At 72.9% G+C, this 16,868-nt stretch carries 14 protein-coding genes; 7 read left to right on the forward strand and 7 right to left on the reverse strand.

Translation table 11 applies throughout. The annotated features are described in order from the left end of the window. Positions 1-170: 170 nt before the first annotated feature. The 5 genes from ACFY93_RS31165 to ACFY93_RS31185 are packed head-to-tail and all read right to left on the reverse strand — an operon-like array spanning position 171 to position 5,841. Positions 171-1,481 carry a DUF58 domain-containing protein gene (locus ACFY93_RS31165; RefSeq protein WP_391365233.1) on the reverse strand — a complete coding sequence of 437 codons (1,311 nt, stop codon included), beginning with the start codon at positions 1,479-1,481 and terminating at the stop codon, positions 171-173. Beyond that, entirely contained in the window at positions 1,481-2,479 is a 999-nt protein-coding gene (locus tag ACFY93_RS31170; RefSeq protein WP_391365235.1) for an AAA family ATPase, read from the reverse strand. Before ACFY93_RS31170 ends, ACFY93_RS31165 begins: the two co-directional genes overlap by 1 nt. Beyond that, the gene (locus tag ACFY93_RS31175) at positions 2,479-3,672 is read right to left on the reverse strand and encodes a DUF4350 domain-containing protein (protein ID WP_391365237.1); all 1,194 of its coding nucleotides are present in this window, start codon (positions 3,670-3,672) and stop codon (positions 2,479-2,481) included. The genes ACFY93_RS31170 and ACFY93_RS31175 overlap by 1 nt, the downstream gene beginning before the upstream one ends. After that, on the reverse strand, positions 3,669-4,415 hold the full coding sequence (locus tag ACFY93_RS31180) for a DUF4129 domain-containing protein (protein ID WP_391365239.1): 747 nt from the start codon (positions 4,413-4,415) through the stop codon (positions 3,669-3,671). Before ACFY93_RS31180 ends, ACFY93_RS31175 begins: the two co-directional genes overlap by 4 nt. A 4-nt stretch (positions 4,416-4,419) precedes the next feature. Next, positions 4,420-5,841 carry a hypothetical protein gene (locus ACFY93_RS31185; protein WP_391365241.1) on the reverse strand — a complete coding sequence of 474 codons (1,422 nt, stop codon included), beginning with the start codon at positions 5,839-5,841 and terminating at the stop codon, positions 4,420-4,422. Between the two features lie 140 nt (positions 5,842-5,981). On the opposite strand from ACFY93_RS31185, the gene mtnA reads away from it, so the two are divergent. From mtnA to ACFY93_RS31220, 7 genes are all read left to right on the forward strand, one after another. Then, positions 5,982-7,130: an S-methyl-5-thioribose-1-phosphate isomerase gene (gene mtnA, locus ACFY93_RS31190; RefSeq protein ID WP_391365243.1), complete on the forward strand. Its 1,149-nt coding sequence runs from the start codon at positions 5,982-5,984 to the stop codon at positions 7,128-7,130. Between the two features lie 4 nt (positions 7,131-7,134). Further along, positions 7,135-7,824: a two-component system response regulator MtrA gene (mtrA, locus tag ACFY93_RS31195; protein WP_187822996.1), complete on the forward strand. Its 690-nt coding sequence runs from the start codon at positions 7,135-7,137 to the stop codon at positions 7,822-7,824. 1 nt (position 7,825) lies between these two features. Continuing rightward, the gene (mtrB, locus tag ACFY93_RS31200) at positions 7,826-10,060 is read left to right on the forward strand and encodes an MtrAB system histidine kinase MtrB (RefSeq protein ID WP_391365246.1); all 2,235 of its coding nucleotides are present in this window, start codon (positions 7,826-7,828) and stop codon (positions 10,058-10,060) included. Continuing rightward, complete coding sequence (locus ACFY93_RS31205; RefSeq protein ID WP_391365248.1) at positions 10,050-11,879, forward strand: LpqB family beta-propeller domain-containing protein; 1,830 nt, start codon at positions 10,050-10,052, stop codon at positions 11,877-11,879. Before mtrB ends, ACFY93_RS31205 begins: the two co-directional genes overlap by 11 nt. 187 nt (positions 11,880-12,066) lie before the next feature. Continuing rightward, on the forward strand, positions 12,067-12,951 hold the full coding sequence (locus tag ACFY93_RS31210) for a ComF family protein (protein ID WP_391365250.1): 885 nt from the start codon (positions 12,067-12,069) through the stop codon (positions 12,949-12,951). Between the two features lie 320 nt (positions 12,952-13,271). Beyond that, positions 13,272-13,964, forward strand: a complete 693-nt coding sequence (gene hpf / locus ACFY93_RS31215; RefSeq protein ID WP_391365252.1) for a ribosome hibernation-promoting factor, HPF/YfiA family — start codon at positions 13,272-13,274, stop codon at positions 13,962-13,964. A 214-nt stretch (positions 13,965-14,178) separates the two neighbouring features. Further along, the gene (locus ACFY93_RS31220; protein WP_391365254.1) at positions 14,179-14,925 is read left to right on the forward strand and encodes a response regulator; all 747 of its coding nucleotides are present in this window, start codon (positions 14,179-14,181) and stop codon (positions 14,923-14,925) included. Positions 14,926-14,930: 5 nt separating this feature from the next. Here ACFY93_RS31220 and ACFY93_RS31225 read toward each other — a convergent pair whose 3' ends face one another. After that, positions 14,931-16,133, reverse strand: coding sequence for a DNA glycosylase AlkZ-like family protein (locus ACFY93_RS31225; protein ID WP_391365256.1), 1,203 nt, complete (start codon positions 16,131-16,133; stop codon positions 14,931-14,933). 128 nt (positions 16,134-16,261) lie between these two features. Continuing rightward, positions 16,262-16,828 carry a GNAT family N-acetyltransferase gene (locus ACFY93_RS31230; RefSeq protein WP_391365257.1) on the reverse strand — a complete coding sequence of 189 codons (567 nt, stop codon included), beginning with the start codon at positions 16,826-16,828 and terminating at the stop codon, positions 16,262-16,264. Positions 16,829-16,868 lie beyond the last annotated feature (40 nt).

Genomic DNA, 16,868 nt, shown 5'->3' on the forward strand with positions numbered 1-16,868 from the left:
CCTGTGGGAGAGTAGGACGCCGCCGAACAATCATTGTGGAAATACCCCCGTACCGGGAAACCGGTCCGGGGGTTTTCTGCGTTCCAGAGGCAATTTCGGGATGGCTTCAGAGGCCGTGTCGTAGCGGCGATGCGGTACGTGCGGGGATTCGCGCCTGCCCTGCCCGCGGGCTACAGGCGGCCCGCCGCCTTGAGAGCCAGATAGGCGTCCGCGAGCGCCGGCGCCAGGTCGTCCGGGGTCTCGTCCACGACGGTGACGCCGTGGCGGCGCAGCTGCTCGGCGGTGCGGTGGCGTTCCGTCCGGGCCTGGGCCGCGGCCGCCGCCTCGTACACGCCGTCCGTCGTTCCGCGGGATGTCGCCATGCGGGCCACGTGCGGGTCGGCGACGGCGGCGACCAGCACCGTGTGGCGCTGGGTGAGGCTGGACAGTACGGGGAGGAGGCCCTCCTCGACGGGGGCCGCGTCGAGGGTCGTCAGCAGGACGATCAGGGAACGGCGCGGGGCCGTGCGGAGCGCGGTGGCCGTGAGGCCGCGGGCGTCCGTCTCGACGAGCTCGGGTTCCAGGGTCGCCATCGCGTTGACGAGTGCGGGCAGGAGGTCGCCGGCCGCTCTGCCCTGGACGAGGGCTCGGACACGCCGGTCGTAGGCGAGGAGGTCCACGCGGTCGCCCGCCTTGGAGGCCAGGGCGCCGAGGAGGAGGGCGGCGTCCATGGAGGCGTCCAGCCGTGGCACGTCGCCGACCCGGCCGGCCGAGGTGCGGCCCGTGTCCAGGACGAGAAGGATGTGCCGGTCGCGTTCGGGACGCCAGGTCCGTACGGCGACCGTGGTGTTGCGGGCGGTGGCACGCCAGTCGATGGAGCGGGTGTCGTCACCGGGGACGTACTCGCGGAGGCTGTCGAACTCGGTGCCCTCGCCGCGGGTCAGCACGCTGGTGCGGCCGTCGAGCTCGCGCAGCCGGGCCAGCCTGGACGGCAGGTGCTTGCGGCTGGTGAAGGGCGGCAGGACGCGTACCGCCCAGGGCACCCTGTGGCTGCCCTGCCGGGAGAACAGGCCGAGAGGGCCGTAGGAGCGGATGGTGACGCGGTCCGCGTGGCGGTCGCCGCGGCGGGTGGGCCGCAGCCGCGTCGTCAGCCGGCGGCGTTCACCGGCGGGAACCGTCACGCGGTGCCGGGACGCGGCGAACTCCGTGCCGGGCTGCCAGCTGCTGGGGGGCCAGGCGTCGCGCAGGTCCGCGCGCAGGGGGCGGCCGGAGGGGTTCGTCAGGGTGAGCGTGACGTCGGCGTTCTCGCCGAGGCGCGCCGAAGTGTCGCCGGAGCGGGTCAGGCCGAGGCGGCGTACCGGGGCGGCGAGGGCGAAGTCACAGGCGCAGGCCAGGGCCAGCGGGCCGTTGACGGCGAGGATGCCCGTCCAGCCGGGGCCCCAGATGCCGACGGGGAGGGCGCCGAGAGCCGCCAGCAGGGCGGCGCGTCCGGTGAGCGCCATCAGCGGGGGACCGGGACGTGGGCGAGGATCGCGTTGATCACGGAGTCGGGGGTCACGCCCTCCATCTCCGCCTCCGGGCGGAGTTGGATCCGGTGGCGGAGGGTGGGCAGGGCGAGGGCCTTCACGTCGTCCGGGATGACGTAGTCGCGGCCGGTCAGCCAGGCCCAGGCACGGGCGGTGGAGAGCAGGGCCGTGGCGCCGCGCGGGGAGACCCCGAGGGTGAGCGAGGGCGACTCGCGGGTGGCGCGGCAGATGTCGACGACGTAGGCGGTGATGTCGGGGGAGACCGCTGTCTTGGCGACGGCGGCGCGGGCGGCTTCCAGGTCGGCCGGGCCCGCGACGGGGCGTACGCCGGCGGCGCGCAGGTCGCGCGGGTTGAAGCCGGCCGCATGGCGGGCGAGGACGTCGATCTCGTCCTCACGCGTGGGCAGCGGGATGGTCAGCTTGAGGAGGAAGCGGTCCAGCTGGGCTTCCGGGAGGGGGTAGGTGCCCTCGTACTCGACCGGGTTCTGGGTCGCGGCGACCAGGAACGGCTCGGGCAGCGGGCGGGGGGTGCCGTCGACCGTGACCTGGCGTTCCTCCATCGCTTCGAGGAGGGAGGACTGGGTCTTCGGCGGGGTGCGGTTGATCTCGTCGGCGAGCAGCAGGTTGGTGAAGACCGGGCCGGGCTGGAAGGAGAACTCGGCGGTGCGGGCGTCGTAGACGAGCGAGCCGGTGATGTCGCTGGGCATCAGGTCGGGGGTGAACTGGACCCGCTTGGTGTCGAGTTCGAGTGCCGAGGCGAGGGTGCGGACGAGCAGGGTCTTGGCGACTCCGGGGACGCCTTCCAGGAGGACGTGGCCGCGGCAGAGGAGAGCGACGACGAGGCCGGTCACGGCGGGGTCCTGGCCGACCACGGCTTTGGCGATCTCGGCGCGCAGGGCTTCGAGGGAGGCGCGGGCGGCGCCCGAGTCCCCGGCGTGCCCGGTGTGCCCGGCGTTGTCAGTGGTCGGGTCCATCATGGACGGCGTACCTCTCTTTCGAGGGCGTCGAGTTGGTCGGCGAGGGCGATGAGGGCCGCGTCGTCGCGTGGCGGCGGCCCGAAGAGGAGCTGGTGCAGGGCTTGTCCGTCGCCGTGGAGCCGGGCGGACAGGGCGGGGAGCAGAGCCTCGGGCGCGTGTGCCTGGGCGGGGGATACGCCGACGAGGGGGGCGAGGCGGGTGCGGGTGGTGGAGCGCAGGGCTGTCGCGGCCCGGTCGCGGGCGCCTGCCCTGCGGTACAGACGGGCGCGGCCCTCGACGGCTTCGGAGGCGCGGACGGCCACGGGGAGGCGTTCGGCTACGAGGGGTCCGAGACGGCGGGCGCGCCAGAAGGCGGCGAGGACCGCCGCGACGGCGAGCTGAAGGGTTCCCCAGAGCCAGCCCCCGGGGAGCAGGTCGAAGAAGGTCTGCTTTCCGGTGTCGGTGGCCGAGTCGTCGGAGAGCGAGGGGAGGTACCAGACCAGATGGGGGCGGGAGCCGAGCAGTTGCAGGGCGAGCGAGGCGTTGCCCTGCTCGTCGAGGCGGTCGTTGTAGAGGATGTCGGGGGCGCCGATGACGACGGTGTCGCCGCTTCCGGCGTCCGCCGGTATGCGCAGCAGGGTGGGCAGGCCCTCACTGGGGTAGCAGGTGTCGGCGTCCGGGTCGGGGGTGCTGTAGCGGATGCCGCCGGTGTCGGCGCGGCCGGCGCGGCGGGCGGCGGGCAGGTCGCACCCGGGGGCGAGCGTGGAGTCGAAGCTGGTCACGGGATCGGCGGTGGTGCCGGGTGCCAGGCCGTCCACGGACGGGGCGCCGGGGGTGACGAGGACGGTTCGTCCTCCGGAGTTCTCGGTCGCCGCGTGGAGCAGGCGCTGCTGACGGCCGGTCAGCAGGTCGGGGGCGGCGACGAGAAGGGTCGTGTCGGGGCCGGCGGCGTCGTGCGCGTCGTCGAGGGTCGTCACCACGCGGGTGGACACCCCGCGGTCGCCGAGGAGTTCGGCGACGGCGCGGCTGCCGTAGGGGTCGGCGGCGCGCGGGTCGAGGCGGCCGTGCCGGGCGTCCGAGCGCACGGCGGCGATCACGACGGCGGTGGCCAGCAGGACGACCAGCGCGAGGGCGATGCCGCGCGCGCGGGTCCACACCTGGCGGGCGGTGGGCGAGGCCGAGGTGGAGGCGAGGGGGGCCTCGGTGGTCATTCGCCGGCCCCCTGGTGGGTGCCGGTGGCCGTGCTCGGGGTGCTGCTCGCGAGGACCGGCTTCGTGTGTTCGAGGTCCCGGTCGAGTGCGGTGACGCGGTCGTACGTGTCGGGGGCGGCGGCCCGGCCGCCGTATGTCACGTCGTCGAAGTCCCGGGCGGCGGCGCGCAGCCGGCCGGTGTGCGCGGGCAGGGTGCGGCCCGCTTCGTCGGCCGCCTCGTCGGCGGTGCGGCCGGGGCGGGGGTCGAGCAGGGCGCGCTCCTCCAGGGAGCGGACGACGGCGCGCATGCGTTCCTGCACGGCCTGGTTCCAGTGGCCCTGGGCCGCGTGCGCCTCGGCGGCGGCGCGGTGTTCGGCGGCGCTGCGGGGGCGGTCGTCGAAGAGCCGGGCGGAGGACGTGGGGGTGCGGCGGGGGGTGCCGAGGCGCCACCAGAGGGCGGCTGCCACGGCCACGACCGCGAGGACGATGACGACGAGTCCCAGGGTTCCGCCGGGGGTCGCGGTGGAGGCGGTGTCGAACAGCTTGCCGACCCAGTCCCAGAAGTGGTCGAGGGCGCGTTGGAGCAGGCTGGGGTCGTTCTCGTGGTACATGCGCTTGGACAGCTCGCGGCGGGCGGCCTCCCGTGCGGGGTCGCGCGGGGTCGTCACCGGAGGTTTGTCGCCGCGGTTCAGTGCCAAGAGCGCTGTGGTGCCGGTGTGCGCCCAGGCCGGCACCGCTGTGAGAAGGCCCCCTGCCGTGCTCACCGCATCAGCTCCCGGGGAGGGTGCCGGGGGCGGGCGAGCCGTAGCCCTGGACACCGGCGGCGCGGGCCAGGTCGAGGTCGAGGGCCTCGCGGCGGATGCGCTGGTCGATGTAGAGGAGCACGGTGACGCCCGCGGTGATCGGGAAGGTGAGCATGGTGCCGATCACCGAGCCCACGCCGCTGACGACGAGGAACGTCCAGCCGATGTCGCCGCCGCTGGTGAAGTATCCGGTGAAGCCCTGTCCGCTCAGAGCAGAGGCGAGGAAGGTGAAGGGGATCACGATGATCGACGCGACGATGTTGGCGATGATCGTGGCCAGCAGCTGGATGCCGAAGACGCGCCACCAGGAGCCGCGGACCAGCTTCGCGGAGCGGCTCATCGACTTGATGACGCCCTGCTTCTCCAGCATGAGGGCGGGAGAGGCGAGCGAGAAGCGGACGATCAGCCAGACCGCGGCGACGCCCGCCGCGAGCCCGCCGAGGACCGCGAGGCTGATGCCCGCGTCGCCGGCGCCGGTGGTGGCGGCGATGACGCCGGGCAGGATGCCGACGGCGACGACGACGGCACCGATGAGCGGCAGCAGGAGGGTGAGGCCGAACAGTCTCGCCAGCCGGGGGCGCGCGTCCTGCCAGGCCTCCGTGATGGACACCGGCTTGCCGAGCACGGCACGGCTGGTCACGGTCGTGAGCAGGGCGGTGGCGACGATGGTGCCGAGCAGGGTGACGAGGAGGATGACGCCGGAGCTCAGCAGCGACTCGCCCAGGGCGCGGCCCAGTTCGTCGGCGGTGGCGCTGGGGTCGCTGAGGGCGTCCGCGTCCGTGCCGGCGACGTCGTCCAGGACGAGGCCCTGGAGCAGGATGACGGCGACCTGGGTGACGACCGCGACGGTCAGCGAGATGCCGAGCACCGTGCGCCAGTAGGTGCGCATGGTGGAGACGGCACCGTCGAGGATCTCGCCGACGCCCAGCGGGCGGAGCGGGATCACACCGGGCCTGGCGGCGGGCGGCGGGCCTCCCCAGCCGCCTCCCCAGGGGACGTATCCGCCGGGGACGGGGCCGGGACCTCCGGGGTGCTGGCCGCCCCAGCCGGGCTGCTGACCCCAGCCGGGCGGCGGGGGTCCCCAGCCGGGCTGCTGGCCGCCCCAGCCGGGGCCGGGCGGCGGCGGTGGCGGGGGTACCTGCGCGCGGTCCTGCGGAGCGGGTGCGGTCCAGGGGCGCGGCGGGGGCTGTTCCTTGGACCACTTCGACGCGGAGTCGGGCTGGTCGGTACCGCTCTGGTCCGTCCCGCCCCGGCCCGCACCGCTCCGGTCCGTACCGCTCTGGTTCCCGCCATCCTGGTCCTGCGGACGCGCGGGGCCGGAGGTGCCCGGCTCCTGTCCGTCGGAGGGGGCGGATCCGGGCGAGGCCCAGCCCGGAGTGTCCTTCATCGTCGCTCCTTCACGGTGCCCGGCCGCGGTCGCGGGGGCAGGTTGGCAGCCATCGTGCCACGGCGTGCCGGTGAGCGGACCGGGTGCCGTATGGGCTGCACACCTTCAATTGTCCGCCCGGTACGGGGCAGACTGGGCGGATGGCTGATCAGTACGAGCATTCCCGCGAGGGCGAACCGCCGTCGGCGATACCGGCGATCCGCTGGGACGAGCCGCCAGAAGGTCCCGTACTGGTCCTCCTCGACCAGAGAAGGCTGCCGGCCGAGGAGGTCGAGCTCGTCTGCACGGACGCGCCCGCGCTGGTGGAGGCGATCCGTACGCTCGCCGTGCGCGGGGCGCCGCTGCTCGGTATCGCGGGGGCGTACGGCGTCGCGCTGGCCGCCGTGCGGGGCTTCGAGGTGGACGACGCCGCCCGGGCGCTGGCAGGGGCCAGGCCCACCGCCGTGAACCTCGCCGTGGGGGTGCGCCGGGCGCAGGACGCGTACCGGGCCTCGCTGGCCGCGGGGGGCACGCGGGCGCAGGCGGCCGCGGCGGCTCTGACGGCGGCGCGGGCGCTGCACCGGGAGGACGCCGAGGCCAGCGCGCACATGGCGGCGCACGGTCTGGCGCTGCTCGACGAGCTGCTGCCGGGCGGCGGGCACCGGGTACTGACACACTGCAACTCGGGGGCGCTCGTCTCGGGCGGGGAGGGCACGGCGTTCGCCGTCGCCCTGGCCGCACACCGGGAGGGGCGGCTGCGCAGGCTGTGGGTGGACGAGACGCGGCCGCTGCTGCAGGGTGCGCGGCTCACCGCGTACGAGGCGGCGCGCAACGGAATGGCGTACACCTTGCTCACGGACAACGCGGCGGGTTCGCTGTTCGCGTCCGGGGACGTGGACGCGGTGCTCATCGGGGCCGATCGCATCGCGGCCGACGGTTCGGTGGCGAACAAGGTGGGGAGCTATCCGCTCGCCGTGCTGGCCCGGTACCACCACGTGCCGTTCATCGTGGTGGCGCCGGTGACGACGATAGACCCGGACACTCCGGACGGGGCGTCCATCGAGGTCGAGCAGCGGGCGAGTCATGAAGTGACGGAGATCACAGCACCTCAGGTGCCGGTGGCGGGCGCGGAGGCGGGAGGCGGGATACCGGTGGCACCCCTGGGGACCCAGGCCTACAACCCGGCGTTCGACGTGACGCCGCCCGAGTTGGTGACGGCGATCGTCACCGAAGAGGGCGCCGTGTCGCCCGTCACGGCTCAGGCCCTCGCCGAGCTGTGTGCCAGGTCACGCCGGGTAACGATTAGCTAATGGGATGATGGCATTTATGAAGGGACGAGTCCTTGTCGTCGATGACGACACCGCACTGGCCGAGATGCTCGGCATTGTGCTGCGTGGTGAAGGTTTTGAGCCGTCTTTCGTAGCCGACGGCGACAAGGCGCTGGCCGCTTTCCGTGAGACCAAGCCCGATCTGGTGCTTCTGGACCTGATGCTCCCCGGCCGGGACGGCATCGAGGTGTGCCGCCTGATCAGGGCGGAGTCCGGGGTGCCGATCGTGATGCTCACGGCGAAGAGCGACACCGTCGATGTGGTCGTGGGCCTCGAGTCGGGCGCGGACGACTACATCGTGAAGCCGTTCAAGCCAAAGGAGCTGGTGGCACGTATCAGGGCGCGGCTGCGCCGTTCGGAGGAGCCCGCGCCCGAGCAGCTGGCCATCGGTGACCTCGTCATCGATGTGGCCGGTCACTCGGTGAAGCGGGACGGGCAGTCGATCGCGCTGACCCCGCTCGAGTTCGACCTGCTGGTGGCCCTGGCCCGCAAGCCGTGGCAGGTGTTCACCCGCGAGGTCCTGCTGGAGCAGGTCTGGGGTTACCGGCACGCCGCCGACACCCGTCTCGTGAACGTCCATGTGCAGCGGCTGCGCTCCAAGGTCGAGAAGGACCCGGAGCGGCCGGAGATCGTGGTGACCGTGCGCGGTGTCGGCTACAAGGCAGGACCGAGCTGACATGTCCCGGGACAGTGCCGCTTCGGCGCCCGGCCGGCCGGGAGACCGCAAGGGGCGGCCTGTCGGCCACAGGACGGCGGGTTCCCGCTGGGCCCGGCTCATCGAGGGCGGGCTGCCCGGCGGCGTCCAGGGCAGCCCGGTCCTGCGGCTTTTCGTGCGCTGGGTACGGCGTCCGCTGCTGCCCGTCATGCGGCTGTGGCGGCGCAACATCCAGCTCAAGATCGTCGTCACGACCCTGCTGATGTCGCTCGGCGTCGTGCTGCTGCTCGGCTTCGTCGTCATCGGCCAGGTCCGCAACGGCCTGCTGGACGCCAAGGTGAAGGCCTCGCAGAGCCAGGCCACCGGCGGCTTCACGGTGGCCGGGCAGAAGGCCGACAACGCGGCCAGCACGGGCGGGGACGACGGCCCCGGCGCCGACGGCAACCCGGGGCTGAACATCAGCCGGTGGATGAGCGACCTCGTGGAGTCCCTGTCCAGCGGCGGCCAGGGCGCGTTCGACGTCGTCACGCTCAGCACCACCGCCGCGGACAACGACAACCGCGGCCTCGGACCGCGCGCCTCCGGCTACGTGGACCCGAACGTCAGCGTCCCCGAGGCCCTGCGCGAACGCGTCGACGACGGCACCGGCGGAGTGGCCCAGAGCTACACGCGCGTCACCTACACCAACGGCAAGGAACCCCAGCCGGCGCTGATCATCGGCAAGCAGGTCAACGACCCCAGCGGCGATCCCTACCAGCTGTACTACCTCTTCCCGCTCACGCAGGAGGAGAAGTCGCTCAGCCTGGTCAAGGGGACGCTCGCGACGGCCGGACTCTTCGTCGTCGTGCTCCTCGGGGCCATCGCCTGGCTCGTGGTGCGCCAGGTCGTCACCCCCGTACGGATGGCGGCGGGGATCGCCGAGCGGCTGTCCGCCGGCCGCCTGCAGGAACGTATGAAGGTCACCGGCGAGGACGACATCGCCCGGCTCGGCGAGGCCTTCAACAAGATGGCGCAGAACCTCCAGCTCAAGATCCAGCAGCTGGAGGACCTGTCACGGATGCAGCGGCGGTTCGTGTCCGACGTGTCGCACGAGCTGCGTACGCCGCTGACCACCGTCCGGATGGCGGCCGACGTCATCCACGACGCGCGCGTCGACTTCGACCCGGTGACCGCCCGCTCGGCGGAACTCCTCGCCGACCAGCTGGACCGTTTCGAGACCCTGCTGGCGGACCTGCTGGAGATCAGCCGGTTCGACGCGGGCGCCGCCGCGCTGGAGGCCGAGCCGATCGACCTCCGCGAGGTCGTACGCCGGGTCGTCAGCGGGGCCGAACCGCTCGCCGACCGCAAGGGCACGCACATCCGCGTCGTCGGCGACCAGCAGCCGGTCGTCGCGGAGGCGGACCCCCGGCGGGTGGAACGGGTGCTGCGCAACCTCGTCGTCAACGCCGTCGAGCACGGCGACGGCAAGGACGTCGTCGTCAAGCTCGCCTCGGCGGGCGGGGCGGTGGCGATCGCCGTGCGCGACTACGGTGTCGGGCTCAAGCCCGGCGAGGCGACCCGGGTGTTCAGCCGCTTCTGGCGGGCCGACCCGGCACGCGCGCGTACCACCGGGGGGACCGGGCTCGGACTGTCCATCGCCCTGGAGGACGCGCGGCTGCACGGCGGCTGGCTGCAGGCCTGGGGCGAGCCGGGCGGCGGCTCGCAGTTCCGGCTCACGCTGCCCAGGACCGCCGACGAGCCGCTGCGGGGCTCACCGATACCCCTGGAACCCAAGGACTCGCGGCGCAACCGCGGACTCGAAGACGCCGGTCTGCCGACGGGGAAGCCGACGCCCCCGCCGGTGCCGCAGCGCGCGCCCATCACGCCGCGGCAGTCGGGGCCTGCGCCGACGGCCGACCCCACGGCACTGCCCGGGAACGGCGCACGCGTGGTGTCCCGCCCCCCGGCCGGCGCCCGCAGGGCGGACGAGACGCCCCCGGCGAGCGAGGGCCCGGCCGCGCCGGAAGCCGCCTCGCCGGGGCACCGGGGCGTGCGTGAGCACGACACGGACCCGCGCGAGCCGGGGAAGCACGCGCACGACGAGCGTGAGCACGACGAGGGTGACTCGGGCGAGCGCGCGCAGGACGAGCTGGGACAACACGCGCAGGACGAGCTGGGACAACACGCGCAGGACGAGCTGGGACAACACGCGCAGGACGAGCTGGGACAACACGCGCAGGACGAGCTGAGACAAGGGGAGGCGACTCGTGGGCGCTGAGGGGGGCGGCCGGAGACGTCCGTTGCGCGTGGCGGCGTCCGCGGGATGCTGCGCCGTACTGCTGGCCGGGTGTGCCTCGATGCCGGACAGCGGGGACCTGCGCGGGGTGGAGTCCACGCCCCGGCAGGACTCGCAGGTCCGCGTCTTCGCCGTGCCGCCGCGCGACGACGCCCGGCCCGAGGAGATAGTCCAGGGCTTCCTCGAAGCCCTGACCAGTGACGACCCCGGGTACGAGACGGCACGCAAGTACCTGACGGACGCGGCGTCGAAGACATGGCAGCCGGACCGGTCGACCACCGTGCTCGCCGACGGCCCCTACAGGTCGGGGGAGCACTCGGGGGCCCGGGAGGGCAGCGGCGAGTACGCGTACACGCTCACCGGCCGCAAGCTCGCCACCGTGGACTCCCAGCACGCGTACGCGCCCGACGACGGGTCGTACGACGAGACGGTGCACCTCGTCCGGCTCAAGGGCACCAAGCAGTGGCGCATCGACGGGCTGCCGCACGGGGTGGTCATGGGCAAGTCCGACTTCCAGCGCAACTACGTGTCCGTCAACAAGTACTACTTCGCTTCGAACGACCCTTCGGACACGGACGGCCAGACGGGAGCCGTCGCCGACCCCGTCTACGTGCGCAAGCAGGTCGACCCGATGACGGAGATGGTGCGCACCCTGCTGGACGGGCCCACGCGGTGGCTGGCGCCGGTCGCACGCTCCAGCTTCCCGTCCCGCACGCAGCTGCGGAAGGGCGTCAAGTCGCTGACGCCCGACGACCAGAACCGGCTGACGGTACCGCTGAACGAGCGGGTCGACCGGGTCGGCCAGAGCCAGTGCGCCAAGATGGCGGCGCAACTCCTGTTCACCCTCCAGGACCTCACCCCCACCGGTGTGGACGAGGTGGAGCTGCAGCGTTCCGACGGTTCGCAGCTGTGCGTGCTCGACGAGGCCGCGGCGGAGATCATCGCCCTGCACGGCACGGGCAAGCCACCCGAGTACACCTACTTCATCGACGGCGACAGCCGGCTCGTACGGATGCCCAGCGGAGGCGGCAGGGTGCCGGAGCCAGTGCCGGGCGCGCTGGGCGAGGGCGAGAAGGCGCTGCGGGCGGCCGCGGTCGCCCGCGACGAGGACACCGCGGCGGGAGTGTCGCTGGACGGGCGCTCGCTGTACGTCGGGTCGCTGGTGGCGGGCGGTTCGCTCGGGGAGCCGGTGCTGCGCAGTGACGGCGGGACCGAGAAGGACCGGCTGACGACGCCGAGCTGGGACGGCCGGGGCGACCTGTGGGTGGCCGACCGCGATCCGGACCGTCCCCGGCTGCTCGTGCTGGCGAAGGGCGCGGGCGAGCCGCTGGAGGTCACCGCGCCGGGCCTGGACGGGCGCATCGAGGCGGTGCGGGTGGCCGCCGACGGCGTGCGGATCGCGTTGATCGTCGAGAAGGACCACAAGAGGTCCCTGTTGATCGGCCGGATCGAGCGCGAGGACAAGGAGGACGGGCGGCCCTCCGTCTCCCTGCTCGAACTGCGTTCCGTGGCGCCCAGGCTGGAGGACGTGACGGCCATGTCGTGGGCCGGTGACAGCCGCCTCGTGGTGGTCGGCCGGGAGTCCGGCGGCGTGCAGCAGATGCGGTACGTGCAGGTCGACGGCTCCACGCCGGTGGGCTCGGCACCGTCCGGGCTGACGGGCGTGAAGGAGATAGCCGCCTCCGAGGACGAGCAGCTGCCGCTGGTGGCGCACTCGGAGGACGGGATCGTGCGGCTGTCGCCCGGGTCGCAGCCGCAGAAGGTCGTCAAGGACGGTATGGCACCGGTCTACCCCGGGTGACCGGTCCGTCGGGGGCGACCGTCTTCCTGGGGGCCCTCTCCCAGAGGTGACGGACCGGCCGGTTGACCATCCGCCGGGGACGGCCGTCACCTGTGCGGGTGACCCTTCGCGGCAGCTCCGCGCGGTTGTCCACAGGGGGTTGTCCACAGGGGTGGCGGGGTCGCGCGCCGATCGGCACAGTGGGGCCATGCGCGGATGGTGGCAGGACCTCGCCGACCTGGTGCTGCCGGCCGACTGCGGAGGCTGCGGCAGGGCCCGTGCGGTGCTCTGCCCCGAGTGCCGTGCCGTCCTGTGCGGGACCGTGCCACGCCGGGTGCGTCCCACGCCCGAGCCGGCCGGCCTGCCCGTGGTGCACGCGGCCGCTCCGTACGCGGACGAGGCGCGGGCCGTGCTCCTCGCCCACAAGGAGCGCGGTGCCCTGGGACTCGCGAGACCGCTCGGAGCGGCTCTGGCAGGAGCCGTACGGGCGGGAGAGCGGTGTTCGCGGGCCGGGAGCGCCGGCGGTGTGCTCATGGTTCCCGTGCCCTCCTCACGGCGGTCGGTGCGGGCGCGGGGGCACGATCCGGCGCGGCGGATCGCGTGCGCCGCGGCGGCGGAGCTGCGGCGCACCGGGACACCGGCCCGGGTCGTCGCCGCGCTGCGGCAGCGGCGGGCCGTGGCCGACCAGTCGGGACTGGGCTCCCGTCAGCGGCTCGCCAATCTCACGTATGCCCTGGAGGCCGTCCCGGGCGGCGCCCGGCTGCTGGCCGGAGGCGGGCGGCTGGTGCTCGTCGACGACCTGATGACGACCGGTGCCTCGCTGGCGGAGGCGGCGCGCGCCGTGCGGGCCGCCGCGCCGGAGCGGGGCGTCCGGGTGGAGCGGGGCGTCCGGGTGGCCGGGGACGCGGCCTCCGACGCGTATTCCGCGGCCACCTGGGCAGCATCGGCAGAACGGAGGACCGAGGAGGCGCCGGCGGGAGTGGACAGGAGACGGAGAGTCCGCGAGAAGGCGGGCCCGGGGCGGTCCGAACGCGTGATCCACGCGGCCGTGATCGCGGCTCCGCCGGACGCGTTCGAGATAAACCGGAACTGACGGGGAACTCGCATCGTTGCAGGTAACGAGAGGGTCAAATCACCTGAACGGGGGTACGTCGCTGTAGAGGGTGACGCCATCCGTCCGGGCGAGATATGTTCGGTTGTGAGGGAAAGGACGCCGTCCTCCCTCACCTACCGAAATGCCGTATGCCGTGCGCGGTTCTGCTGAATCACCCGCGCCGGTGGGGTGGAGATCTTGCCCGCGGGGGAGGAGGAGGTGGACGTCACCGAGTCCGAGGCCCCGGAACGTACCGGGACCTGGTGCAAAAGGGAGATGCTCCGCCACAGGAGCGGAGCTATCCGGGAACGGAGTTCTGCGTGGACATCGTCGTCAAGGGCCGCAAGACCGAGGTGCCCGAGCGGTTCCGCAAGCACGTGGCCGAGAAGCTGAAGCTGGAGAAGATCCAGAAGCTCGATGGCAAGGTGATCAGCCTCGACGTCGAGGTGTCCAAGGAGCCCAACCCCCGGCAGGCCGACCGCTGCGACCGAGTGGAGATCACGCTCCGCTCCCGTGGCCCGGTGATCCGGGCGGAGGCAGCGGCCAGCGATCCGTACGCGGCGCTCGACCTGGCGGCGGACAAGCTCGAGGCCCGGCTGCGCAAGCAGCACGACAAGCGCCACACCCGCCGCGGTGCGGGCAGGCTCTCGGCGGCCGAGGTCGCCGACACCGTCCCCGACGCCGCGACGCTGAACGGGAACGGCGAGATCGTCCAGGACGAGGAGCCGGACAACGTTCCGACCAAGAAGATCGGGTCCATCGAGGTCATGGGAGAAGGTCCGCTCGTCGTCCGCGAGAAGACCCACGTCGCCTCCCCGATGACGCTCGACCAGGCGCTCTACGAGATGGAGCTGGTCGGGCACGACTTCTACCTCTTCGTGGACTCCGAGACGAAGGAACCGAGCGTCGTCTACCGCCGGCACGCCTACGACTACGGCGTCATCCACCTCAGCACGGACCCGATGGTCGCCCGCGCGCAGTCGGGCGAGGCGGGCGGTGCCCTCGGTGGGTGACCTCACCCGGTGACGACGACGGTTCAGCCGGTGCCCCTGGAGCGCGTGTGCGCCCCCAGGGGCACCGGTGTGCGACCCCTTCGCACCCCGCTCCGTCACCGCGCCGCCGCCCCGGCATGGAATCATGGCCGCACCGGGCCCCAACCGGTGTGTTGTCGCCCTGGGTTGGCGACGGCTCAGGAAACACAGGCCACGGCCTTCAGGGGGAGGAACGATGGCGGACAGCTTCGGACCGATGCGTGACGAGGGCGCCGACGACGGCGTTGTCGCCATGGGCCCGGACGCGGAATCCCCACGCAAGGAACCGATCAGGGTCCTTGTCGTGGACGACCACGCCCTCTTCCGCCGCGGCCTGGAGATCGTGCTCGCCGCCGAGGAGGACATCCAGGTCGTCGGCGAGGCGGGTGACGGGGCGGAGGCCGTCGACAAGGCGGCGGATCTGTTGCCCGACATCGTGCTGATGGACGTACGCATGCCCAAGCGCGGCGGCATCGAGGCGTGCACGTCCATCAAGGAGGTGGCTCCGAGCGCGAAGATCATCATGCTGACGATCAGCGACGAGGAGGCCGATCTCTACGACGCGATCAAGGCCGGTGCGACGGGTTATCTCCTCAAGGAGATCTCCACGGACGAGGTGGCCACGGCCATTCGCGCGGTGGCCGACGGCCAGTCGCAGATCAGCCCCTCGATGGCGTCGAAACTGCTCACCGAGTTCAAGTCGATGATCCAGCGCACCGACGAGAGGCGCCTCGTGCCGGCGCCCCGGCTGACGGACCGTGAGCTGGAGGTCCTGAAGCTCGTGGCGACCGGAATGAACAACCGGGACATCGCCAAGGAGTTGTTCATCAGCGAGAACACCGTGAAGAACCACGTGCGCAACATCCTGGAGAAACTGCAGCTGCACTCCAGGATGGAGGCGGTAGTCTACGCGATGCGGGAGAAGATCCTCGAGATCCGCTGAGTCGGTCAGCGCAGGGCGGCGACCAGCGCCCGGGGCACCTCCCGGACGAGGGGCTCCCGCAGTTCCGGGGAGTCGACGCGCTCCACGCGGATGTCCATGACGCCCACCCAGCTCGCCGCCTGGACCAGCGCCCGGGCCACCGCGGGGACGGCCTTCGGGCCGTCCAGGGTGACCTGCCTGGCGACCAGGGTCCCGCCCTCCCGCGCCGGGTCTACGCGCCCGACCAGACGGCCGCCCGCCAGCACGGGCATGGCGAAGTAGCCGTACACACGCTTGGGCTTGGGGACGTACGCCTCCAGGCGGTGGGTGAAGCCGAAGATCCGCTCCGTGCGCGCCCGGTCCCAGATCAGCGAGTCGAACGGGGACAGCAGCGTGGTGCGGTGCCGCCCGCGCGGAGGGGTCGCCAGCGCCGCCGGATCGGCCCACGCGGGCTTGCCCCAGCCCTCGACCGTCACCGGGACCAGTCCCGAGTCGGCGATCACCGCGTCGACCTGCTCGGCCTTGAGGCGGTGGTAGTCGGCGATGTCCGCGCGCGTACCGACGCCCAGGGAGCGGCCCGCGAGACGCACGAGCCTGCGCAGGCACTCGGTGTCGTCCAGATCGTCGTGCAGCAGCGCCTCGGGGATCGCGCGCTCGGCGAGGTCGTACACGCGCTTCCAGCCGCGGCGCTCGACGCACACCACCTCCCCGTGCATCAGCGCGCGCTCCACGGCGACCTTCGTGCCGGACCAGTCCCACCAGTCACTGGTCCGCTTCGCGCCGCCCAAGTCCGTCGCCGTCAGCGGGCCTTCGGTGCGCAGCTGCTTGACGACCTGGTCGTACACGCCGTCGGGCAGGGCGTGGTTCCAGTGCGGGCGGGCGCGGTAGGCGCGGCGCCGGAAGGCGAAGTGCGGCCACTCCTCGATGGGCAGGACGCAGGCGGCGTGCGACCAGTACTCGAAGGCGTGCGGGGCGCCGTCGGGGCCGGGCGTCCAGTACGCGCGGTTCACCGTGTCGCGGCCGACCGCGCCGAGGCGGGCGTACGGGATCAGTTCGTGGGAGCGGGCCAGGACGGAGATGGTGTCGAGCTGGACCGCGCCCAGGTGCCGCAGGACTCCCCTGACGCCCCCGCGGCGGTCGGGGGCGCCGAGGAGACCTTGCGCGCGCAGGGCTATGCGGCGGGCTTCGTCGGCGGAGAGCTCTGTCGTGGGGCGCGGAAGGGTGGTCATGTCCGCACGATAGGGGGTGGGACTGACAGCCTGGTGTGAGCTGGGCGTTCGCCGCCGGGGGCCCGCATCGGCCTGTCACGGGGCCCGCATCGGCCTGTCACGCTCCCCGGCGGCAGGCGAGTCCGCGGTCAGGACGACGGCAGGTAGGGCGATGCCGAGGGGAGGCCGAGGTCCGAGGGGAGCAGGGAGCCGATCCAGCAGTCCCGGCGGGTGCCCTTGTTGCTGATGGCGGACCTGAGCGTGCCCTCGATGGTGAAGCCCGCGCGTTCGGCGACCGCGCGGGAACCCGTGTTGCCCACCTCCGCGCGCCACTCGACCCGGTCGACGGACAGGCGGGTGAACGCCCAGCGGGACACGGCCGTCACGGCTTCGGTGATGTAGCCGTTGCCGCGGTGTTCCTTCGCCGCCCAGAAGCCGACCTCGCCGACGCCGGGGGAGCGTGGTGAGAAGCTGAGCATCCCGGCCAGCGCCCCCATGGGGAGGAAGACGCCGAAGGTGAACATCGAACCGTCCGCCCAGCCGTCCGGCACCAGCTGGTGGGTGAACCCCTCGGCGTGCTCCCGCAGATAGGGCGACGGGATCGTCGTCCAGCGCTGGATGTCGGCGTCCTGGGCGGCCTCGTACACGGCGTCGGTGTCGTGCGGGCCGACGGCGCGGAGGAGGAGCCGGCCGGTGGTGAGGGTGAAGGGGTCCATTGCCCGATTCTGCGGGGCCGACGGTGCGGAAGCCACTGGT

It is taken from the genome of Streptomyces sp. NPDC008313 (genome assembly GCF_042956125.1).
Taxonomy (GTDB): domain Bacteria; phylum Actinomycetota; class Actinomycetes; order Streptomycetales; family Streptomycetaceae; genus Streptomyces.